At 71.2% G+C, this 19,995-nt stretch carries 26 protein-coding genes and 4 pseudogenes; 17 read left to right on the forward strand and 13 right to left on the reverse strand.

Features of this window, described 5'->3' with window-relative positions:
- Positions 1–12: 12 nt before the first annotated feature.
- The 5 genes and pseudogenes from LP418_RS10570 to serS all read right to left on the reverse strand — a co-directional run bounded on the left by LP418_RS10570 (position 13) and on the right by serS (position 4,065).
- The gene (locus tag LP418_RS10570; protein ID WP_257956240.1) at positions 13–585 is read right to left on the reverse strand and encodes a hypothetical protein; all 573 of its coding nucleotides are present in this window, start codon (positions 583–585) and stop codon (positions 13–15) included.
- Positions 586–589: 4 nt separating this feature from the next.
- Entirely contained in the window at positions 590–958 is a 369-nt protein-coding gene (locus LP418_RS10575; protein ID WP_336276055.1) for an HAD family hydrolase, read from the reverse strand.
- Positions 959–1,099: 141 nt separating this feature from the next.
- Positions 1,100–1,429, reverse strand: coding sequence for an HAD family hydrolase (locus LP418_RS10580; protein ID WP_257956241.1), 330 nt, complete (start codon positions 1,427–1,429; stop codon positions 1,100–1,102).
- Positions 1,426–2,748 (reverse strand): GNAT family N-acetyltransferase, encoded by a 1,323-nt coding sequence (locus LP418_RS33085; protein ID WP_442940162.1) that lies wholly within the window; start codon positions 2,746–2,748, stop codon positions 1,426–1,428. The genes LP418_RS10580 and LP418_RS33085 overlap by 4 nt, the downstream gene beginning before the upstream one ends.
- 41 nt (positions 2,749–2,789) lie before the next feature.
- A pseudogene (serS, locus tag LP418_RS10600) lies at positions 2,790–4,065 on the reverse strand (serine--tRNA ligase).
- Between the two features lie 52 nt (positions 4,066–4,117).
- On the opposite strand from serS, the gene LP418_RS10605 reads away from it, so the two are divergent.
- Both LP418_RS10605 and LP418_RS10610 read left to right on the forward strand, forming a co-directional pair.
- On the forward strand, positions 4,118–5,767 hold the full coding sequence (locus LP418_RS10605; protein WP_257956242.1) for a YegS/Rv2252/BmrU family lipid kinase: 1,650 nt from the start codon (positions 4,118–4,120) through the stop codon (positions 5,765–5,767).
- Entirely contained in the window at positions 5,764–6,168 is a 405-nt protein-coding gene (locus LP418_RS10610; RefSeq protein ID WP_257956243.1) for a nitroreductase family deazaflavin-dependent oxidoreductase, read from the forward strand. The genes LP418_RS10605 and LP418_RS10610 overlap by 4 nt, the downstream gene beginning before the upstream one ends.
- Here the strand turns inward: LP418_RS10610 and LP418_RS10615 are convergent.
- Positions 6,102–6,578: a DUF4446 family protein gene (locus LP418_RS10615; protein ID WP_257956244.1), complete on the reverse strand. Its 477-nt coding sequence runs from the start codon at positions 6,576–6,578 to the stop codon at positions 6,102–6,104. The genes LP418_RS10610 and LP418_RS10615 overlap by 67 nt on opposite strands.
- A 285-nt stretch (positions 6,579–6,863) precedes the next feature.
- Here LP418_RS10615 and LP418_RS10620 point away from each other — a divergent pair.
- Positions 6,864–7,106, forward strand: a pseudogene (locus LP418_RS10620) (prephenate dehydratase domain-containing protein); the annotation flags it as partial.
- Between the two features lie 76 nt (positions 7,107–7,182).
- Positions 7,183–7,650, forward strand: a complete 468-nt coding sequence (locus LP418_RS10625) for a prephenate dehydratase domain-containing protein (protein WP_257956245.1) — start codon at positions 7,183–7,185, stop codon at positions 7,648–7,650.
- A 12-nt stretch (positions 7,651–7,662) separates the two neighbouring features.
- Here LP418_RS10625 and LP418_RS10630 read toward each other — a convergent pair whose 3' ends face one another.
- On the reverse strand, positions 7,663–8,136 hold the full coding sequence (locus tag LP418_RS10630; protein WP_257956246.1) for a VOC family protein: 474 nt from the start codon (positions 8,134–8,136) through the stop codon (positions 7,663–7,665).
- Positions 8,137–8,565: 429 nt separating this feature from the next.
- Between LP418_RS10630 and larB the strand changes: the two genes are divergently transcribed.
- Together larB and larC are read left to right on the forward strand one after the other, a co-directional pair.
- Entirely contained in the window at positions 8,566–9,243 is a 678-nt protein-coding gene (larB, locus tag LP418_RS10635; RefSeq protein ID WP_257956247.1) for a nickel pincer cofactor biosynthesis protein LarB, read from the forward strand.
- On the forward strand, positions 9,240–10,457 hold the full coding sequence (gene larC, locus LP418_RS10640) for a nickel pincer cofactor biosynthesis protein LarC (RefSeq protein WP_257956248.1): 1,218 nt from the start codon (positions 9,240–9,242) through the stop codon (positions 10,455–10,457). Before larB ends, larC begins: the two co-directional genes overlap by 4 nt.
- Here larC and LP418_RS10645 read toward each other — a convergent pair.
- Together LP418_RS10645 and LP418_RS10650 are read right to left on the reverse strand one after the other, a co-directional pair.
- On the reverse strand, positions 10,417–10,629 hold the full coding sequence (locus LP418_RS10645) for a hypothetical protein (RefSeq protein ID WP_257956249.1): 213 nt from the start codon (positions 10,627–10,629) through the stop codon (positions 10,417–10,419). The genes larC and LP418_RS10645 overlap by 41 nt on opposite strands.
- Positions 10,626–11,588, reverse strand: a complete 963-nt coding sequence (locus tag LP418_RS10650) for a hypothetical protein (protein WP_257956250.1) — start codon at positions 11,586–11,588, stop codon at positions 10,626–10,628. The genes LP418_RS10645 and LP418_RS10650 overlap by 4 nt, the downstream gene beginning before the upstream one ends.
- A gap of 164 nt (positions 11,589–11,752) precedes the next feature.
- Here LP418_RS10650 and LP418_RS10655 point away from each other — a divergent pair, with 164 nt between their 5' ends.
- The 11 genes and pseudogenes from LP418_RS10655 (at position 11,753) to LP418_RS10710 (ending at position 17,784) form a co-directional block, all read left to right on the forward strand.
- Positions 11,753–12,100, forward strand: a complete 348-nt coding sequence (locus LP418_RS10655; RefSeq protein ID WP_257956251.1) for a MarR family winged helix-turn-helix transcriptional regulator — start codon at positions 11,753–11,755, stop codon at positions 12,098–12,100.
- Between the two features lie 15 nt (positions 12,101–12,115).
- Positions 12,116–12,202 (forward strand): annotated as a pseudogene (locus LP418_RS10660) (TMEM165/GDT1 family protein); the annotation flags it as partial.
- Between the two features lie 118 nt (positions 12,203–12,320).
- Positions 12,321–12,719, forward strand: coding sequence for a TMEM165/GDT1 family protein (locus LP418_RS10665; RefSeq protein WP_257956252.1), 399 nt, complete (start codon positions 12,321–12,323; stop codon positions 12,717–12,719).
- Positions 12,689–13,999, forward strand: a complete 1,311-nt coding sequence (locus tag LP418_RS10670) for a GNAT family N-acetyltransferase (protein ID WP_257956989.1) — start codon at positions 12,689–12,691, stop codon at positions 13,997–13,999. The genes LP418_RS10665 and LP418_RS10670 overlap by 31 nt, the downstream gene beginning before the upstream one ends.
- The gene (locus LP418_RS10675; protein ID WP_257956253.1) at positions 13,996–14,763 is read left to right on the forward strand and encodes a hypothetical protein; all 768 of its coding nucleotides are present in this window, start codon (positions 13,996–13,998) and stop codon (positions 14,761–14,763) included. The genes LP418_RS10670 and LP418_RS10675 overlap by 4 nt, the downstream gene beginning before the upstream one ends.
- 19 nt (positions 14,764–14,782) lie before the next feature.
- Positions 14,783–14,941: a hypothetical protein gene (locus tag LP418_RS10680; protein WP_257956254.1), complete on the forward strand. Its 159-nt coding sequence runs from the start codon at positions 14,783–14,785 to the stop codon at positions 14,939–14,941.
- A gap of 119 nt (positions 14,942–15,060) precedes the next feature.
- A complete protein-coding gene (locus LP418_RS10685) occupies positions 15,061–15,420 on the forward strand; it encodes an arginine deiminase family protein (protein WP_257956255.1) in 360 nt (119 codons plus the stop codon).
- 23 nt (positions 15,421–15,443) lie between these two features.
- Positions 15,444–16,364: an arginine deiminase family protein gene (locus LP418_RS33090; RefSeq protein WP_442940163.1), complete on the forward strand. Its 921-nt coding sequence runs from the start codon at positions 15,444–15,446 to the stop codon at positions 16,362–16,364.
- A complete protein-coding gene (locus LP418_RS10700; protein WP_257956256.1) occupies positions 16,361–16,621 on the forward strand; it encodes a hypothetical protein in 261 nt (86 codons plus the stop codon). The genes LP418_RS33090 and LP418_RS10700 overlap by 4 nt, the downstream gene beginning before the upstream one ends.
- Positions 16,564–16,737 carry a hypothetical protein gene (locus tag LP418_RS10705; protein ID WP_257956990.1) on the forward strand — a complete coding sequence of 58 codons (174 nt, stop codon included), beginning with the start codon at positions 16,564–16,566 and terminating at the stop codon, positions 16,735–16,737. Before LP418_RS10700 ends, LP418_RS10705 begins: the two co-directional genes overlap by 58 nt.
- 6 nt (positions 16,738–16,743) lie before the next feature.
- Positions 16,744–17,784 carry an adenylate/guanylate cyclase domain-containing protein gene (locus tag LP418_RS10710; RefSeq protein ID WP_257956257.1) on the forward strand — a complete coding sequence of 347 codons (1,041 nt, stop codon included), beginning with the start codon at positions 16,744–16,746 and terminating at the stop codon, positions 17,782–17,784.
- A 12-nt stretch (positions 17,785–17,796) separates the two neighbouring features.
- On the opposite strand, the gene LP418_RS10715 is transcribed toward LP418_RS10710, so the two are convergent.
- From LP418_RS10715 to LP418_RS10730, 4 genes and pseudogenes are all read right to left on the reverse strand, one after another.
- Positions 17,797–18,366, reverse strand: coding sequence for a hypothetical protein (locus tag LP418_RS10715; RefSeq protein WP_257956258.1), 570 nt, complete (start codon positions 18,364–18,366; stop codon positions 17,797–17,799).
- Positions 18,367–18,500: 134 nt separating this feature from the next.
- A complete protein-coding gene (locus LP418_RS10720) occupies positions 18,501–19,139 on the reverse strand; it encodes a potassium channel family protein (protein WP_257956259.1) in 639 nt (212 codons plus the stop codon).
- Between the two features lie 22 nt (positions 19,140–19,161).
- Positions 19,162–19,443 carry a potassium transporter TrkG gene (locus tag LP418_RS10725; protein WP_257956260.1) on the reverse strand — a complete coding sequence of 94 codons (282 nt, stop codon included), beginning with the start codon at positions 19,441–19,443 and terminating at the stop codon, positions 19,162–19,164.
- Between the two features lie 73 nt (positions 19,444–19,516).
- Positions 19,517–19,924 (reverse strand): annotated as a pseudogene (locus LP418_RS10730) (potassium transporter TrkG); the annotation flags it as partial.
- Positions 19,925–19,995: the final 71 nt, after the last annotated feature.

Raw genomic sequence — 19,995 nt, forward strand, 5'->3', positions numbered from 1 at the left:
GGGCCAGGACCCTCACCTGCGGGCCAGTCGACCCACGACGAGCAGCCCGAGGAACCCGACGAGCACGAGCGCACCACCGGGGGCCGCGAGCCGCGAGACGGCCGTCGGGTCCGCTCCCTCGACCTTGGTCATCGTCGGCGCGGGCGGGGCGGGTGGCTCGATCGCCTCGCCGGCACCGAGCGCGGCCTCGACCTGCTCCATCCGGCCGGCGTTGGCCGGCCCTGACCCGCCACAGCTCGAGGCGGCGTACGGCGGGGTGTCGCCGCTGACGAGGAAGGCGTAGTCGCTGCCGACCTTGAGCTCGCCGAGACCGCAGGCGGCAGTGGCCCGGTTGGAGCTGACTGTGGTCTCGCGGTCGACGGTGCCCTTGTAGGCCCGGGTGGCGGTGACGGAGTACTCGAACTTGCGGCCGACCTCCGTGACGCTGTCGACCGTGGCGAGGAAGACGACGTCGGCACCCTTCGTCTGCTTCTCGATGTCGGCGGCCCGGCACTTGCACGCGAACGCGGGCGCAGAGGTCGCGAGGACGAGTCCCGACATCGCCGGGAACGCAGCGATCAGCACCCGCACCACCGTCTTCAGCATGCGGTCAGCCTACCGAGGAGAGGTCGAAGAGCTCAGTCAGCACTGCGGCGACCCCGTCCTCGTCGTTGGGCGGCGCGAGGTGATCGGCCGGGTCGATCACCGTCGGGTGGGCGTTGGCCATGGCGTAGGACCTCCCGGCCCACTCGAGCAGCGGCAGGTCGTTGGGCATGTCCCCGAAGGCGACCACCTCGTCCGGACCGATCCCGAGCTCGGCCGCGAGGGTGGCCGGGGTCGACGCCTTCGTGACACCAGCGGCGCTGATCTCGACGAGCGCGAAGCTCGAGCTCCGGTGGTCGTGGCGAGGTGGCCCACGAGCTCCTCGACGCGCGCCCAGAACTCCTCCGCCGGCAGCTCGCGGTGCACGGCGAGGGATCTTGACGACGTCGTCGCGATAGACGTCGAAGAGCTCGCCCCAGGGGCCGCTCGACCTTGTCGTCGGGGTGCCGCGGGAAGTCGGGTTCGCTGACCCAGCCCTCCGTGTGCTCCCGGGGCGAAGGTGGTCCCCGGGATCCCCTCACGCAGCACCCGCGCGAGCTCCAGCCCGGTGGCGCGCGGCACCGGCCGAGGAGCTGCGGACCTCGCGCTGCGCCACGTCGTAGACGATGCCGCCGTTGCTGCAGATCGCCAGACCGTGCCCGCCGACGTCGGCCCACAGGCTCTCCATCCAGCGGATCGGACGTCCGGTCGTGAAGACGACCGGCACGCCGAGGGCGTCGAGCGCGGTGAGTACGACGCGGGTCCGCTCGGTCACGGTCCCGTCCGAGTGCAGCAGGGTGCCGTCGAGGTCGGTCGCGACGAGGCGAGGCTTTCCCCCGGAGGTTGAGGAGGGACGAGGTCCCGTCACGAAACCGGAGACCTCAGCGGGCGCGCCATCACGAGCTCGCCGTCCTCGTTGGCCCCGCGGAGCTCGGTGAAGCCGCACTTGGCGAGCACCCGGATGCTCGCCGCGTTGTCGGGCAGGACGGAGGCACGGACGCGGACGCCGTACGCATCGGTCAGCGCGAGCAGTGCGCGGACGGCCTCCGTGGCGACGCCGCGACCGCGGGCGTCGGAGACGAGGCCGTAGCCGATCTCGGCCTCGGGCACCTCGTCCGCGGCGGGGGTCGGCGGACCGTAGAAGCCGATCGGACCGAAGACCAGCCCGTCGAAGGTGCGGGTGATGTGACGCGGTCCCCGGGGGTCGGCACTCTTCACCATCGAGGCGGCGTCGCGGTCGTCCCGGCGCGGGTAGTCGGGGTGCCACCGCGGATCGCGGCCCCCGGCGAGCATCAGTGCGGCCTCGTCTGTGGTGAAGAGGTCGAGCGTGAGCCGCTCGGTCGGGACGGACTGGGGCAGGTTCACGCCCACCACCGCGACAGCTCCTGCGCGACGCCGTCCTCGTGGACGCTGCCGGTCACGTGGTCCGCGGCGGCCCGGACGTCCTCGATGGACTGCCCCATGGCGACCCCACGACCGGCCCAGCGGAGCATCTCGATGTCGTTGCGACCGTCGCCGATCGCGAGCACGTCGGCCGCGTCGACGCCGAGCTTGTCGCAGACGATCTGCAGGCCGCTCGCCTTGGAGACGCCGACAGGAGAGAGGTCGAGCCCGGGCCGTCCAGCCGACGACGTAGTCGGTGCCGTGCAGCCCGAGGTTGGCGGCGAGCTCGACGAAGTCCTCGGCAGAGGCATCGGGATCGCGGATGATCACGCGGCTGACCGGGCCAGCGACGATGTCGTCGACGTCGGTGATGATCATGTCTCCGGACAGCTCACCGGTCGGGAAGTTGCGGTTGACGCGATAGCCGACGCCGCGTTCCTCGACGGCGACCAGCGCGTTGGGGTGGTGCTCCAGCACCGCCGCCACGGCCGCGCGGGCGTCGAACGTCTCCTCGTGCACGACCTCCGGGGGCGGGTAGCGGAAGATCACCGCGCCGTTGGAGGCGACCACCCAGATCCGGTCGTCCACGACGTCCGTCAGGTCGAGCAGGTCCGCGATCTTGTCCATGCCGTGCGGCGAGCGGCCGCTGGAGAGCACCACGTGCGCGCCGGCGGCGATGGCACGGTGGACTGCGGCGTACACGGCAGGGGTGATCTGCTCGTAGGTCTGGCCCGCGCCCTCGACCCACGCGAGCAGGGTGCCGTCGATGTCGAGCGCGACGAGCTCAGGACGCCAGTCGTTCACAGTTGCCTCCTTGGTTTCGACACGCTCGCTGCGCTCGCTGCTCAACCAGCGGAGCGGACCGGGGTCAGGGTCTCGAGGCCCCCGAGGTAGGGCCGCAGGGCTTCGGGCACCCGCACCGAACCGTCCTCCTGCTGGTGCGTCTCCGGGATCGCGACGATGGTCCGGGTGATCGCGGTCAGCGTGCCGTTCAGGGTCGCGACCGGGCTGTTGCCGCTGGCTCCGCGCTGGCGGATGTCGAGGCGGCGGCTCTGGAAGTCGGTGCAGTTGGAGGTCGAGGTCAGCTCGCGGAACTTGCCCCGGGTCGGGATCCAGACCTCGCAGTCGAACTTGCGCTGCGCGCTCAGGCCCAGGTCGCCGGCCGCCACGTCGATGACGCGGTAGGCCAGCTCGAGCTTGTCGAGGAACTCCTTCTCCCACGCGAGCAGCCGCTGGTGCTCGGCGTAGGACTCCTCCGGGGTCGTCAGGACGAACATCTCGACCTTGTCGAACCAGTGCACGCGGATGATGCCCTTGGTGTCCTTGCCGTGCGACCCGGCCTCCTTGCGGAAGCAGGGGCTGAAGGCGGCGTACCGCAGTGGCAGCTGCTCGGCGTCGAGGATCTCGTCGGAGTGGTAGGCGGCCATCGGCACCTCGGAGGTGCCGACGAGGTAGAGGTCCTCGCCCTCGATGCGGTAGACGTCGTCGGCCGCCCGGCCGAGGAAGCCGGTGCCCTCCATCGCGCGCGGCTTGACCAGCGACGGCGCGATCACCCGGGTGAAGCCTGCGTTGCGGGCCCGGTCCATGGCCATGTTGACCAGCGCCAGCTCGAGCTGGGCGCCGATGCCGGTGAGGAAGTAGAACCGCGAGCCCGACACCTTCGCGCCGCGCTCGAGGTCGATCGCGCCGAGCATCCGGCCGAGCTCGATGTGGTCGCGCGGCTCGAAGTCGAACTCCCGCGGGGTGCCGACGTGCTCGAGGGTGACGAAGTCGTCCTCGCCGCCGGCGGGCGCCTCGTCGGCGGCCGGGTTGGGGATCGCCTTGAGCGCCTCGTCCCACTCCGCCTCGGCCGACGCCCGGGTGGCCTCGAGCTCCTTGACCTCCGTGGAGAGGGCCTTGGTGCGGGCCAGCAGCTCGGCCTTCTCGTCACCCCCGGGCTCGGGCGACCTGCTTGCCGAGCGACTTCTGCTCGGCGCGCTTCGCCTCGAAGAGCGCGATCGCGCTGCGACGGGACTCGTCCGCGGCCGGGGCGCGGTCGACGGCGTCGGGGGACAGACCCCGCTTCACCCGGGCGGCGCGGATGCGGTCGGGGTCGTCACGGAGCACGCGGGCGTCAATCACATGTGCAGGCTAGTCGTGTGGGGCTGGGGCCCGCACCCGGCATACTGTGCCGGTGCTCGACCGTCCCCGCTCCGTCGTCCTCGCCCGGGCGGCCGTCCTCGCGGCTCTCTTCGCCGTCATGGCCGTAGTCGTGACCCAGCTCGAGCGCCGACCCCTCGGCGCCATCGACGACTGGGGTCGCGACGCCGAGGACTGGGCCGATGACCGGAGCGGCCTGCTGACCGTGCTGCGCCTGATCGAGCACGGCTTCGGCACGATCGGCATGACCGTGATCACCGTGGTCGTCGCCGGCGGCCTGCTGCTCAGCAAGCAACGCCGTGCCGCGGTCTACACCGTCCTCGTCATGATCAGCGTCCGCCTGATCACCTTCGGCCTCAAGGTCTGGCTCGGTCGCGACCGGCCCGACTGGCAGGACCCGACGCACCTGCTGTCGACGAAGTCCTTCCCGTCGGGCCACGCCTCGTCGATGGCCGCGCTGGGCGCGATCCCGGTCCTGCTGACCGTGATGCTCGTACGGCGCCAGAACTTCCGTCGCATCGCCTACATCGCCATCGGCGTGCTGGTTGTGGCGGTCAGCCTCGACCGGATCCTGCTCGGTCGGCACTACCCCACCGACACCGTCGCCGGCACCCTGCTCGGCGCGGCCGTGGCGATCGGCTGGCTGGCGTTCTACAGCCCGCTGCCGCGCTCGCACGCCGAGAAGATCGAGCCGCTCGGCGAGGTCTATGCCTCACAGCGCCGGCTCGCCGTCGTGCTCAACCCGATCAAGGTCGAGGACGTCGGCCAGTTCCGCTCGATCGTCAACGGGATGGCCGTCGAGTCCGGCTGGTCCGAGCCGACTCGGCACTACACGACCATCGAGGACCCCGGCACCGGCATGGCGGAGAAGGCGTCCGTCGACGGCGCCGACCTCGTGCTCGTGTGCGGCGGCGACGGCACGGTGCGCGAGGTGTGCGCCGAGCTCGCCGGCACCGGCATCCCGGTCGGCATCATCCCGGCTGGCACCGGCAACCTGCTGGCCCGCAACCTCGACATCCCGCTCTACCTCCGCTCCGCGATCGACGTGGCGCTGAACGGGCAGGACCGAGCCATCGACCTCGTCGACGTGAGCGGTGACGGCATCGAGGACACCCATTTCATGGTGATGGCCGGCATGGGCTTCGACGCCGCGATCATGGAAGGCGTCAACGACGACATCAAGAAGCGGATCGGCTGGATCGCCTACGTCATCTCGGGCCTGAAGTCGCTGATGTTCCCCGCGGTCAAGGTCGAGATCACCATCGACGACGAGGAGCCGACGATCCATCGGGCGCGCACCGTCGTCGTCGGCAACGTCGGCTACCTCCGGGCCGGCATGCCGTTGCTGCCCGACGCGTCGATCGACGACGGCCTGCTCGACGTGGTGATCCTGCACCCGAAGCGCTTCCTGTCCCGGATCCCGCTGGCCGTCCGCGTGCTCGCGAAGAGCTCCTCCACCGACGAGCTGATCGACCGTCGTCGTGGCGCGAAGGTGGTCGTCCGCGCCTTCACCGACACGCCCCGCCAGCTCGACGGCGACTCGATCGGTCTCGGTCGCGAGCTCCGCATGGAGTGCGTGCACGGGCGCCTCCTCGTCCGCGTGCCCCCGCTGACGTGCACCCGACCCGCTGGCTGGCCGTCCGCATCGGCGGGCAGCCCCAGCTGCCCCGGTTCGCCCCCATGATCGTGCGCCTCGACCTGACCCTGCGTCGGCTGTCGGCCGGGCGACTGACGCTGCTGGCGTTCGCCGGTCTGCCGGAGCTCTTCCTCACCGTCCGCGGCCGCAAGTCCGGGTTGCCGCGCACCACGCCGCTGCTCTGCGTCCCCCGCGACGGCTCCCGGCTGGTCGCCGGCTCCAACTGGGGCGGACCCACGCCGCCGCTGTGGGTGGGCAACCCGGCCGCCGCCGGCGCCGCGACCGTCGAGTTCCGGGGACGTGACACCACCGTCACCGCCCGGCTGCTCGAGGGCGAAGAACGTGCGAGTGCCCGGACCGAGATGCTGTCGGTGTGGCCCAACTACGCGAAGTACGCCCGGCGGACCACGCGCGAGATCCCGGTCTTCGAGCTCACGCCCGCCTCGTGAAGGCCGGTGCCCCTCGGTAACGAGGTGGATACCAAATCCGCCGATTCCGGGGTCCTCGCCGGCGTGGTTGGTAACGCGTTACCTACCGGGCCCGACCAGCGCCCAGATCCGGGGCATTCGGTCACCGGGGGATACCTCCGCCGGCCGGCTCCGGGATCACGGACGCGTGCCGCGATCGCCTCGTCCTCCTCCGGTGAGAGCTGCTGCTCGCAGGTCCAGCCGGTGATGGACTTGGCGTAGGTGCGGGCCTCACTCCGGCCGTGGATCGAGGTCAGCACGACACCGTGGCCGGCGTCGTCGAGGAGGGCGATGCTCCAGCTCAGGTGGCCACCGACGTCACCGAACGCGTCGTAGCGGACCACCGAGAGGTGCCGCAGCGAGTCGACGGCCTCGGCCTTGAGGGCCGCCACCTCCCGGCGCAGGCCGTGGACGTCCTCGGGCAGCGCGTCAGCGGGAAGGTCGCTTGTTCGAGGCCGTACGGCGCAGTCCGATCACGGCCGGGGCGAGGGCCGCCACCGCGGTGACGAGGGCGAGAACCGCAACGATGAGCACGCCGCCGAGCCTAGGTGTGTGTCTGAGACGAGGCGGCTCACGACACGGCCGCGCGTGGAAAGATCGCAGCCGTGACCGACTCCCCGTCCGACCGCCGCCGCCGGATCGCCTACCGGGGCGAGCCCGGGGCCAACTCCCACCTCGTGTGCCAGCAGCACTACCCCGACTGGGAGCCGGTTGCGTGCGCGTCGTTCGAGGACGCCTTCGCGTCGGTGGAGACGGGCGACACCGACCTCGCGATGATCCCGATCGACAACTCGATCGCCGGCCGCGTCGCCGACATCCACCACTTCTTGCCGACCAGCGACCTGCACATCGTGGGCGAGAAGTTCCTGCGCATCCAGTTCGCCCTGATGGTCACGCCGGGCACCGATGTCTCGACGTTGAAGACCGTGCACAGCCACGTGCACGCGCTCGGCCAGTGCAGAGGCGTGATCCGCGAGCTGGGGCTCACCCCCGATCGTGTCCGGCGACACCGCCGGTGCCGCCCGCGAGGTCGCCGAGGCGCAGGACCCGACCCGGGCCGCGATCGCGCCGCCGCTGGCCGCGGAGATCTACGGCCCGGAGATCCTGCGCAGCGACGTCGAGGACGAGGACCACAACACGACCCGCTTCATCGTGCTCTCGCGCGACTTCGAGCAGGCTCCGCGCGACAACGGCCCGATCGTCACGACCTTCATCTTCAACGTGCGCAACCTGCCGGCCGCGCTCTACAAGGCGCTCGGCGGCTTCGCCACCAACGGTGTGAACATGACCAAGCTCGAGAGCTACATGGTCGACGGCCACTTCACCGCCACGCAGTTCCCGGCCGAGGTCGACGGCCACCCCGAGGACCCCGGGGTGAAGAACGCGCTCGAGGAGCTGGAGTTCTTCACCACCGAGGTCAAGGTGCTCGGCGCCTATCCGGCGGACAGCTTCCGGGACAGCTGAGCAAAGCCCGCCTCAGGCCCGGGGCGGGTTCTGCATCAGGTTGAAGGTCGCCCCCTGCGGGTCGCGCAGGTAGCCGAAGCGACCCCGGCCGGGCACGTCCATGGCCGGCGCGACGACGGAGGCGCCGAGCTGCTCGGCCTTGGCCACGGCGGCGTCCACGTCGTCGACGTTGAAGTAGACGTTCCAGTGCGGCTGCATGTCACCGTCGAGCGCCATGGTGCCCGCGACGGTCTTGTCGCCGACGTTGAACGTCGTGTACGGCGGGTTGTCGGGGCCCATGTCGTGCTGCTGGGTCTGGACCCCGAGCACGTCGGAGTAGAACTGGCCGGTGCCGGCCGGGTCGGCCACGGTCAGCTCGTTCCAGATGTTGGTGCCCGGCTCGTTGGCCCGAACGGAACCGGCGAAGCCCTTCTCCTGCCACAGCCCGACGCTGGCGCCGCCCGGGTCCCGGATCCATGCCATCCGGCCCCGGTCGGGCACGTCCATCGGCTCGACGTGGACCCGGCCGCCGGCCCTGGCGTGCCTTCTCGACCGTCGAGTCCACGTCGTCGGTGGCGAGGTAGACGCCCCAGCTGGCCGGCTGGCCGGGGGCCATCACCGGGCCGAGACCGGCGACGCTGTCGCCCCGGACCTTGGCCGGGGAGTAGGTCCCCGAGGGACTGTCCCCGGTCGTCGTTCATCGGCTGGTCGTCGTAGTCCCAGCCGAAGAGCTGGCTGTAGAACTCCTTCGAGGCCGGCTGGTCTGCGCTGCTGTATTCGATCCAGCTCGGGGTGCCTTGCTGGTAGGACTCGAACTTCGCCATCACTGGCTCCTTCTGTGAGAGATTGCTCGACCCGCTGATCCGACTCAACACCCGACCACCGACAGTGACAACCACGAGCGGGTGAACAACCCTGTGGCGATAGGTTCGGCGGGTGAGCGACGACGACCGCACCGCCGACTCGGGCTTCGCCCGGGTCGACCTAGACCGCGCAGCACGCACCGGCGATCCCGAGGTGGTGTACGGCGCGGGCAAGACCCCCGAGCAGGTCGCCTCGATCCCGGCCACCCTGCACGGACGGCACCCCGACCGCGCCGTCCCGGCGACCCGGCTCAGCCCCGAGGCGATGGAGGCGGCGGCCGCTGTCGGTGCCGAGGTGCACCCTGTCGCCCATGCAGCCACACTCGGCCCGATCCCCTCCCCGCGCGGACGCGTCGGCATCATCTCCGCCGGCACCTCCGATGCCTCCGTCGCGGCCGAGGCAGCCCTGACCGTCTCCGTCCACGGCGCCGAGGCCATCGAGATCCGCGACGTCGGCGTCGCCGGCCTGCACCGGCTGCTCGCCGTGCGTGAGCGCCTCGACGAGATGGACGTGCTGATCGTGGTCGCCGGCATGGAGGGTGCGCTGCCCTCGGTCGTCGGTGGCCTCGTCGGCACGCCGGTCATCGCGGTCCCGACCAGCGTGGGCTACGGCGCGGCCTTCGGCGGTCTCGCCGCCCTGCTGGGCATGCTCAACTCCTGCGCCCCCGGCGTCACGGTGGTCAACATCGACAACGGCTGCGGCGCAGGCGTGGCCGCCGCCCGCATCTGCCGCGTCGGAGCACGCCCATGAGCATCTGGATCGACGCGTCCGCGGGTGCCAGCGGCGACATGCTGCTCGGCGCCCTGATCGGCGCCGGCGTGCCGCTGGAGGCGCTGAGCGCGAGCATCGACGCGGTGGCGCCCGAGCCGGTGACCCTGCGCCCCGAGCCGGTCAGCCGCAACGGGTTCGCCGCCATCCGCTGCCACGTCGAGATCGCCGACTCCGTCCACCACCGCAGCTGGCGAGACATCCGGGCGCTCCCGGGGGCGGCCGACCCGGATGCCGACGTGCGTGCGCTCGCCCAGCGGACCTTCGAGCGGCTCGCCGTCGCCGAGGCGCGCGTGCACGGCTCCGACCCGATGGACGTCTCCTTCCACGAGGTGGGCGCGCTCGATGCGATCGCCGACGTGGTCGGCGTGTGCGCGGGATTCGTGTGGCTGTCGCGCGCGGGCGACGACGCGGCCGACACGACCATCACGGTCTCTCCCATCGCCGTCGGCTCGGGATCGGTGAGCGGTGCCCACGGCCGGATGCCGGTGCCGCCGCCCGCCGTCGCGGAGCTGCTCCGCGGGGCCCCGTCACTTGCCGGCCCGGGGAGTGCCGAGTCCTGCACGCCCACCGGCGCCGCGCTGCTCACGACACTGGCGGACGCCCGGGGCGCGCAACCGGCGATGGCCGTCGAGTCCATCGGCATCGGTGCCGGCGGACGCGACCCCGACACGCACGCCAATGTGCTGCGGATCTTCGTCGGCCTCGAGGCGGGCCGCGACGAGCGGCCCCTGCTGATCGAGTCCAACATCGACGACCTCGACCCGCGGGTCTGGCCATCGGTGATCGCGGCGCTGCTGGAGGCCGGGGCGAGCGACGCCCGGCTGACGCCCATCCTGATGAAGAAGGGGCGACCGGCCCACACGCTCTCGGTGCTCACGGGCAGTGCGGCCGCCGAGGACGTGCGAGCGGCCATCTGGCGCCATACCTCCACCATCGGTGTGCGCGAGACCGCGCTCGCCAAGCACGCGCTCGACCGCGAGATGGTCTCCGTGGACGTCGCCGGGCAGGCGATCGACGTCAAGCTGGCCGGGCACGGCGGCGAGCTCGTGAACGCCCAGCCCGAGTGGGACGACGTGGCCCGCGCGGCCGCCGTGCTCAAGCGCCCGGTCAACGACGTGCTGGCCGAGGCCATCGCCGCGACGCGAGCCCTGCTCAGAACACTCGGTGGGCCATCGCCGCGATCCAGCGAGTGAGCTCGAGGCGGGCGGTGAACTCCGGCGGCGGGTCGCCGGCTCCGAGCAGGTCGTAGCGCAGGCTGTCGAAACCGCTGCGGATCAGCATGGCGCCGACGAACCCGACGCCGATGTCGGTCGCCGCCCCCGACCAGCCCTCGTCGAGGAGTCCCTCGAGATAGGCCGTGGTCACCAGCTCCGCCAGCCCGGGCAGTGCAGCGGGATCGAGGTGGCCGGCGTGCACCTGCCCGACGAGGAGCTGGCCCGGGTCCATGCCGATGGGGCAGCGCGGTGGAACGCGACGTCGATCGCGCGGAACTCCCGGGGCGCATCACGCGGCACGAGCAGGTTCTGCGGGCTCGCGTCGCCGTGCGGGATGCACTGGGGCAGCTCGTCGAGACGGTCCATCACCGCCATCAGTCGCGACCCGAGGTCGAGCAGGCTCGCACGCAGCTCGGGCTCGCGAGCCAGCCACGGGTGGCTCCACAGCTCGTCGTCGGCGATGGGCGTCAGCCCCCGCATGGGCACGGTGTGCGTGGCATAGAGCCGCAGCGGCGACCCCATCTCGAGCACGGCCGAGGCCAGCACCTCCGGGGTGGACGCGCGCTGGTTCCACTGCCCGAGCAGTCGCGCGGCCCGGCGGAACCGCTCGGGGCGCCGGGGCTCGTCGCACTCGTCCACGAGCTCGGTCCACACGACGACCCGGTCGTCCGGCAGCTCCACGAGCGCGTGCAGCGCGGGCGGGCGCATCGCCGCCGGGGCGGTCGACGCGAACGGCTCGGACCACAGCACGAGCTCCTGTCGCCACGGGAACTCCCGCGCGAACATCTCCCGGAACCCCTCCGGCAACATCGGCAGCGTCGGCCAGTGCCGGACGTGTTGGAGCACCTTGCAGAAGAGCCCCCGGGGCCGCCCGTCGACGGAGGCCCCGACGACCCGGAGAAGTGCCCCTGTTGCCGGCGACCCCATGGCGTAGTCGACCGGCTCGATCCGGGTCGCCGAGGCCTCGGGAGTGAGGCCGAGGGCGTCGTGCACGAGGCGGCCGAGCGCGGCCTCCGCCTCGTCGTGGGGTACGGCGAACAGGTCGGCCAGCGACCATGGCGCCGTGGCAGCGAGCTGGTCGGGGCCGCGGCCGCCGATCATCGTGGTCATCGCGCTCGCCTTCCGTCAGGAAACCTTACGAACTCCTCGATAGTAAGGTCGCCTTATGACCTCTGTCAACGAGATCAACCAGGGACCGTCCGGAGCACGCACTGGCCCTGCTTGCCGACGCCTTCGACCTGTTCCGCCGGGAGCTGGAGGCGGAGTTCGCCACGATGACGGTGCCCGCGTTCCTCGACGGGGTCCGGGGTTCGCAGATGCGGCTCCTCCAGCTGACTCCGGCGGAGGGACTGAGCGCCACCCAGCTGGCCGTGCGCGCCGGCATGACCAAGCAGGCGCTCGGCGAGCTGGCCGCCGTCCCGGAGGCGCGCGGTCTGATCGAGAGCGTGTCGGATCCCTCCGATCGTCGGCTGCGGATCTGGCGGCCCACCGACCTCGGACGTGAGGCGTCGCGGGTCGCCGACCGGGCCATCGCTACCGTGGAGCGTCGATGGCGCCGACGGATCGGAGCCGCCGACTGGGACGCGCTCCGGGACACCCCCGGTCCGCGCGGGCCCCGCTGACCCGAAAGGACCTCCTTGCTCGACGTCGTCGTCATTGCGCTGACCTTCGCCGCCATCTTCGTCGTCGAGCTGCCCGATAAGACCTTCATCGCCACCCTCGTCCTGTCGACGAAGTTCCGCCCGTTGTTCGTGTGGATCGGCGTCGGGCTGGCCTTCCCCGGCGCAGACGGCGATCGCGGTCGCCCCGGGCAAGGCCGCGTCCTTCCTGCCCGACACCGTCGTGCATGTCGCCGCCGCGTTGATGTTCCTGATCGGCGCGGTCATCCTGCTCCGCGAGGCCCGCGCCCACGAAGCCTCCGAGGGCGAGGAGGAAGAGGACTACGCCGCCAAGGCCGGCGAGGCCCACGGGTTCAAGGTGATCCTGACCAGCTTCCTCGTGCTCTTCGCCGCCGAGTGGGGCGACCTGTCGCAGCTGCTGACGCTCTCCCCGGTCGCGAAGTACGACGACCCCGTCAGCGTCTTCGTCGGGGCGTGGGGCGCGCTGCTCGCGGTGAGCGGTCTGGCCGTCGTGGTCGGCCGGGTGCTGCTCGCCCGGATCCGGCTCAACCTCCTGCATTACACGGGTGCGAGCGTGTGCCTGCTCATGGCATGTTTGACGGTGTGGGAGATGACGCGCTGACAGCGCTCCAGCAGGTCCGGGATCGCTACCTCGAGGTCAACGGCGAGCACCCGATGAGCAAGGCCGACGACGCCTACGTCCGCGAGCACTTCACCCCCGCTACGCCCGAACAGCTCACCGAGATGGCGGCCGGACGGCTGCCGCTGCCGGGCTACCTCCTCACCGACGGCACGCCCATGGTCGCCGACATCAGCGAGAGCCTCGAAGCGGCGGGCGGAGCCGAGCACCTGCACGACTGGTTCATCGGTTTCTGGCCGGGCGACCCGGCCACCGCCGAGCGCGAGTGGAGCGACTTCCTGTCCGGGCGCTACGTCTGCCTGCGCGAGCTCAACCCGATCTCGATCCTGCGCAAGACCACCATGGTCGAGCAGGCGCGGGTCGCGGTCGACGCCCTGCGCGCGGACCGCCGCGACGAGATCGCCCGGGGGTCGCTGGCCGAGGCCGTCGACGGCGGCATCGCCGTCATGGGGCTCGACCAGATCCTGCTGCCGATGACCGGCTACGACCGGCTGCGCTTCGGCGGCCCGACCGTGCGCGACCTGTGGGTCGACGAGGTGCGAGCCGAGTTCCACAACCCGCAGCCGCCGGCGTTGCCGATCCACACGGAGCGGCTCACGCTTCGCCGTACGACCCTCGAGGACGCCGCTGTGCGGGCCGGGGCGTGGGCCGACCCGGGCTTCGTCGAGTTCCTGCTGCACCCGATGCGCACTGCGGCCGACGTGGAGTTCGAGACCTTCCAGCGCTCGCGGCCGGTCCCCGACGGTGAGCCACACACCGGGCTCGGCCTCGTGATCGAGCACGACGGCGTCGCCGTGGGCAACGTCGTGCTGTTCTTCAACGGCGCCGACCGGACGTGCCCGGAGATCGGGTGGACGCTCTTTCCCCGGGCGGCCGGTCAGGGGTTCGCGACGGAGGCCGCGCGCGTCGCCATGGCGCTGGCGTTCGAGCACTACGGCGTACGCCGCGTGGTGGCCAACCTCGACGCGTTGGAACGAGGCGCTCCGCGGCGATGTGCGAGCGACTCGGCATGCGGCGCGAGGTGCACCGGCTGGCCGACTTCTGGTCGAAGGGACGCTGGACCGACTCCTACGAGTACGCCATCCTCCGTACCGAGTGGGAAGCCCAGCAGCACTGACGTACACGTGTATGAGTTCTTGCCCCGAACCCGGTTGAGCAGGGGCCACAACTCATACACAGGTACGCCGATGCCGGGACGCATTCCGCGCCCGGGGGAGGACGGAGCGCACGATCGCGGCCATCCGAGCACGCTCCCCGGATGACCGAGAAGAAGCTCGACACCAGCCGGCCGTTCCGCCGGGCCGACGCGCTCACGGACGGGATCACGGCCAAGGAGCTGCGCGGGCCGCGGTTCCGCACGATCTTCCGCGGTGTCCTGATCAATGCCTGCGTCAAGGTCACGCCCAAGCTCCGCGCCGAGGCCGCGCTCCGACTCTTCGACCCCACTGCCTTCGCCAGCCACGCCAGCGCCGCGCGGTTGCTGGACGTCCCGGTCCCGACGCTGCCCGACGAGCACGTCACGGTCTTCCACCAGCGGATGCGCCGACATCATCGCGGCGTCCGCACCCACGTCTCCGCCACCATGGACGTGCGCAAGGTCAACGGTGTCCTGCTCAGTGACTACGCGCGCATGTTCGTCGAGCTGGCCGAGCTCATCGGCCTCGTCGACCTCGTGGTGGTGGGCGACCATCTCGTTCGGAAGGGCCGGATCACCCCAGCGGAGCTCGTGAGCTATTGCGCCGCCAGTCGGCACCGAGCTGCTCGGGCCGCACGCCGTGCGGTGGCCTACGTGCGGCCAGACGTCGACTCCCCCGATGGAGACGCGCCTGCGCATGCTGATCGTCCTCGCCGGGCTCCCCGAGCCCGAGATCAACGTCAAGATCCGGGCGGCCGACGGCGAGGTGATGCGCCGCTACGACCTCAGCTTCCCGGCGGTGCAGGTCATCGTGGAGTACGACGGGCGCCAGCACATCGAACGGGTCGAGGCACGGGAGTCCGACCTCGAACGCCGCGGGGCCATCGATGACGACGGCTGGCGCATCCCGGTGGTGGTCGCGTCCGGCATCTACAAGTCGCCCGAGCGGACACTGCTGCGCGTGTGCCGACTGCTCCGGGCGCGCGGCCTCGAGGGCGTGCCGATGCAGCTGAACGACGAGTGGCGCGCGCACTTCCCCGGGCACTCACCCATCGGCGTACAGGTGTAGGACTTCTGGCCCTCTGCCGAGCTGAACAAGGGCCACAACTCCTACATGCGTACGGCGCCAAGGACCCGGCAGGATGCCTGCGCCTGTCGCCCCGGTCTGGCGCCGTCTAGGCTCGCGGCATGGCTCACACCCACGGCGCCGACAGCGAAGTCGGCACTCTCAAGACCGTCATGTTGCACCGCCCCGGCAACGAGCTGAAGCGGCTCACCCCGCGCAACAACGACAAGCTGCTCTTCGACGGGATCCCGTGGGTGAGCCGCGCGCAGGAGGAGCACGACGCTTTCGCCGACACGCTCCGCGGGCGGGGTGTCGAGGTGCTCTACCTGACCGAGCTGCTCACCGAGACGCTCGCCAGCGAGGAGGCCCGCGCGCACGCGATCAGCTCCGCACTGAGCGGCCTGCACCTCGGTGACACGCTGCGCGACTACCTCGCAGTCGCCCCGGCCGATGCCTCCCCCGGGAGCTCACCGGCCTGCTGACCGAGGGCATCCGCAACGACGAGGTGCGCGGCGGCCACGGCCCGGTGACCAGCCTGCTGAGCCCCTTCGACTTCCTGATCGACCCGCTGCCCAACCTGCTGTTCACGCGCGACTCGAGCGTGTGGGTCCGCGACCGGGTCGCGATCACCAGCCTCGCGATGCCGGCCCGCAAGCGCGAGACGCAGCTGACCGAGCTGATCTACACCGAGCACCCGCGGTTCGCCGGGCAGACCCAGAAGATCCATGGCTGGCAGAACGAGCACGTCGAGGGCGGCGACGTGCTGCTGCTCGCGCCCGGCATCATCGCCGTCGGCGTGGGTGAGCGGACGACGCCCGCCGGCGTCGAACGGCTGGCCCGTCAGGTGTTCCACGCGGACCTCGCGCACACCGTCCTCGCCGTACCCATCGCGCAGGAGCGCGCGACCATGCACCTCGACACCGTGTGCACGATGGTCGACGTCGACAAGGTCGTGATGTATCCCAACGTGGCGCACTCGCTGACCGCGCACGCCGTGACCGTCCGCGAGCGGGGCGAGGCCGACACCGACTCGGTGCTGCACGTGGCCCCGGCGGAACCGTTCCCGGTGGCCGCGGCCAAGGCGATGCAGATCGACACCCTGCACCAGATCGACACCGGCCCGGACCCGGTCACCGCCGAGCGCGAGCAGTGGGACGACGGCAACAACACCCCGGCCCCCGGCCCCCCGGGTCGCGGTCGCCTACGAGCGCAACGACGAGACCAACGAGCGGCTCGAGGCGGCCGGCATCGAGGTCATCCGGATCGCCGGCTCCGAGCTCGGCTCGGGTCGCGGTGGTCCGCGCTGCATGTCGTGCCCGGTCGAGCGCAAGCCGCTGACGACGGAGTGATCCGCCGCACCCATACCTTCGGGGGCCGATCCGCGTTGTGGAGGGCAGACATCCCGAGCGAGAGGCACCACCCATGACGTCTTCCATCTTCGACGCTCTCACCGCCGACGAGGCCGCGCGCGTCCGGGCCGCAGGCACCCCTCTCACGCTGCCCGCCGGCTGGTCCCCCATCAGCGAGCGCACCCCCGCCGACAAGGCCTACATCCTCACCTCCGGTGAGGTGTCCATGTACGCCGCAACGGGGCCGAGATCGCCACGCTGGGCGCCGGCCAGATCATCGGGGAGGCGGCGATCGTCAACCACACGCTGCGCTCCGCGTCGATCGTCGCCCTGACGCCGCTGGAGGTCCTGCACTACACGAGCGAGCACCTCGAGGAGCTGGTGGCCGAGATCCCCGCCTTCGCCTCCGCGCTGGAGACCGCCGCCGCCGAACGCCACGGCGAAGCCTGAGCCACCATGAGCGAACCCAGTGATCGTGGTGACATCGACGACCTGCTGGGGACGATCGAGGCCTTCCTGCTCGGCGGGCCGCCCAACCTGACCCGGGGCGAGGTGGCCGAGCGTGCTGACGTGCCCCTCGAGCTCGCCCGCGAGCTGTGGCGCCAGCTCGGGTTCGCGCACACGACCGAGGATGACGTCGCCTTCGCCGAGAGCGACGTCGAGGCGCTGCGGCTCACCGCCGACCTGATGCGGATGGGGATCCTCGGGCCGGAATCGCAAGCGGCCCTCGTCCGCACGTGGGGTCGCAGCTACGCACGGCTCGCCGAGTGGCAGATCTCGCTCCTCGCGGGTCTGACCGCCGACGAGCCCGACCCCGAGCTCCGTCTCGCCGAGCTCGCCGCCGGCGTGCTGCCCCGGGTGGAGGCGCTGCAGTCCTACGTATGGCGCCGCCACCTCAGCAGCGCGGCGAGACGACTCCTCACGACCGGCTCGGCCACCGACGTCGAACGCACCATGGCGGTCTGCTTCGTCGACATCGTCGGCTACACCACCCACAGCAAGTCACTGGCCGAGGACGAGCTCGTCGACTGGATCGAGGGCTTCGAGCGGGTCGCCACCGACACCGTGGTCGACCACGGCGGCCGGGTGATCAAGACGATCGGCGACGAGATCCTCTTCACCACCGACGACCCGGCCGCGGCCGCGGAGGTCGCGCTGGCCCTGACCGAGCGCGGCCTCGACGAGGACGACCCGTTCCCCGCCGTACGCGCCGGGATCGCCCACGGACTGGTCGTCAACCGCCTCGGCGACGTGTTCGGCCCGACCGTCAACATCGCCGCCCGCCTGACCTCCGTCGCCGGGCCCGGCACCGTCGTCCTCGACCGGGGTGCGTACGCCGCACTGTCGGGCGTCGAGGACGACGACCCGGAATCCGAGTCGGTCGACGTCGAGGACTCCGATGCGGCGAGCTACCGCTTCAGGCGCCTGCGCCGGGTGTCGGTGAAGGGCTACTCCCGCCTCGAGGCGTGGCGGCTCCAGCGCCCCAAGGGCGACTGAGCCGGACCCGCCTCAGACCGGCAGGCAGATCTCCGCAGGCGGGATCCAAAGGGGAGCGACGTAGAGCGGGTTGGGCACGCAGACCGGCTCCGGCAGGATCGTCGGGATGATCGTCGGCAGTCCGGTCGTCGCCGTACCCGTCGGCGTCGCGGTGCTCGTCGAGGTCGGGGTGGCCGTGCCGGTCGGAGTCACGGTGCCGGTCGAGGTCGGCGTGGCGGTCGACGTCGGGTTGGCCTTCATGCACTTGTCGTAGGCCGCCTTCGCGGAGGTGTACCACTCGAGCTGGAGCCGCAGCTCCTTCTTCGCCCTGCGCAGCTTGCGCTTCGCCTTCTTGATCTTCGCGGCGTTGCCCGACCTCTTCGCCCTCTTCAGGCGCTTCTTGGCCTTCTTGACCTTCAGGGCGGAGTCCTGCGCGGCGGTCGCCGCGTCCGTCAGGTCCTCCGCCTGCGCGGCACATGCGCTGGCCAGCGAGCTCGAGGCGGTGGCGCTGCCGCCCGAGCCGACGAGCACGGCAAGGCCGGCGATCGCTACGGCGACAGCGATGACGGTGGCGATGAGGGAACGGATCGAGGTCGTGGACACGCGGGCTCTCGGCGAGACTCGCCTCTGGCGTGACCGGTGTCAGGCCCTCGGGCGAGGTCAAAGGTAGACCCGCGACCGCTCCGCGCACAGGCGTTTCGCGCACCGGACGTCTCACACGACGTCGCGGAGCCCGCTCAGTGGAGGTTGCAGAACTTCTCGACGCTGCGGGTTGGACCCGAGACGATGAGGTGGTCGTGGCGATGCACCGCGGTCTCGGGGCGGGCATAGGTGAAGTCCTCACCGGTGCGCTTGACGCCGACGACGGTGACGCCGTGCTTGGTCCTCGGTGCCGACTCCGCCAGCGTCTTGTCCCACGTGAAGGGCGGCGCCAGCGTGCGGGCGATGGAGAACTGGTCGTCGAACTCGATGTAGTCCATCATCCCGCCGGCAAGCATGTGGGCGACGCGCTCGCCCATGGAGTACTCGGGATAGATGACATGGTGGGCGCCGACGCGCTCGAGGATGGCGCCGTGCTTGCGGGTGATGGCCTTGGCCCAGATGTCGGGCACGCCGGCCTCGGCCGGGGCCAGCACGGTCAGGACGCTGGCCTCGATGTCGGTGCCGATGGCGACCACGGCGCGGTCGAAGTCGGCCACGCCGAGCTGGCGCAGGGCCCGGTCGTCGGTGGTGTCGGCCCGGGCCACGTGGGTCAGCTCGTCGGCCCACCGGTCGACGAGCGCCCGGTCCTCGTCGATGGCGAGCACCTCTTGGCCCATGCGGACGAGGGACTCGGCGACGGCCGAGCCGAACCGACCGAGACCGATGACGAGCACGGATGCGGCGGGGTTCCTGAACTTAGCCAATGACGGGTCTCTCCTCGGGCAGGTGGTAGTGGCGGTGCCGGGACTTCAGCGCGAGCGCGGAGGCGACGGTGATCGTGCCGACCCGCCCGACGAACATCAGGACCATCAAGGTGATCTCGGCCGCCGGGGGCAGGTGCGGGGTGATGCCGGTGGACAGGCCGACTGTGGCGAACGCGGAGATCGTCTCGAAGAGGACGACGTCGAGGGCATAGTCGGTCACCAGCAGGATGCTCATGGTGCCGACGGCGATGGCCGCGAGCGCGAGGAGGACCACGGTCAGTGCCCTGGCGCAGGGTCTGGGTGCCCATCTTGCGGTGGGCGATGTTGGTGTCGCGCTCGCCGCGCACCTCGGACCAGATGACGAAGGCGAGCAGGAAGAAGGTGGTGACCTTGATGCCGCCGGCGGTGCCGCCCGAGCCGCCGCCGATGAACATGAGGACGTAGTTGACGGCCATCGTCTCGGGAGTGATGTCGGCATAATCGATGCTGTTGAAGCCGGCCGTGCGCGGGACGACGCCGCCGGTGACGCCGCCGACGACCTTGCCCCACGCGGTCAGCCCGCCCGGGGTGCCGTTGTTGGTCCACTCCGGGGCCGGGAAGGCCGCGATGCCCGCCACCAGCAGGATGAGCGTGCCGTGGACCGTCAGCCGGGTGTGCACCGTCCACCGCTGTGGTTGACGCCAGCGCCGCCTCAGCTCGAAGAGCACCGGGAACCCGATGCCGCCGGCGATGATGGCGACACAGATCGGGAACATGATCCAGGCGTCGCCGACGAAGCCGATCAGGTTGTCGGAGTAGAGGGGCGAACCCGGCGTTGTTGAACGCC

This window comes from Nocardioides sp. B-3, assembly GCF_024703895.1.
GTDB lineage: Bacteria > Actinomycetota > Actinomycetes > Propionibacteriales > Nocardioidaceae > Nocardioides.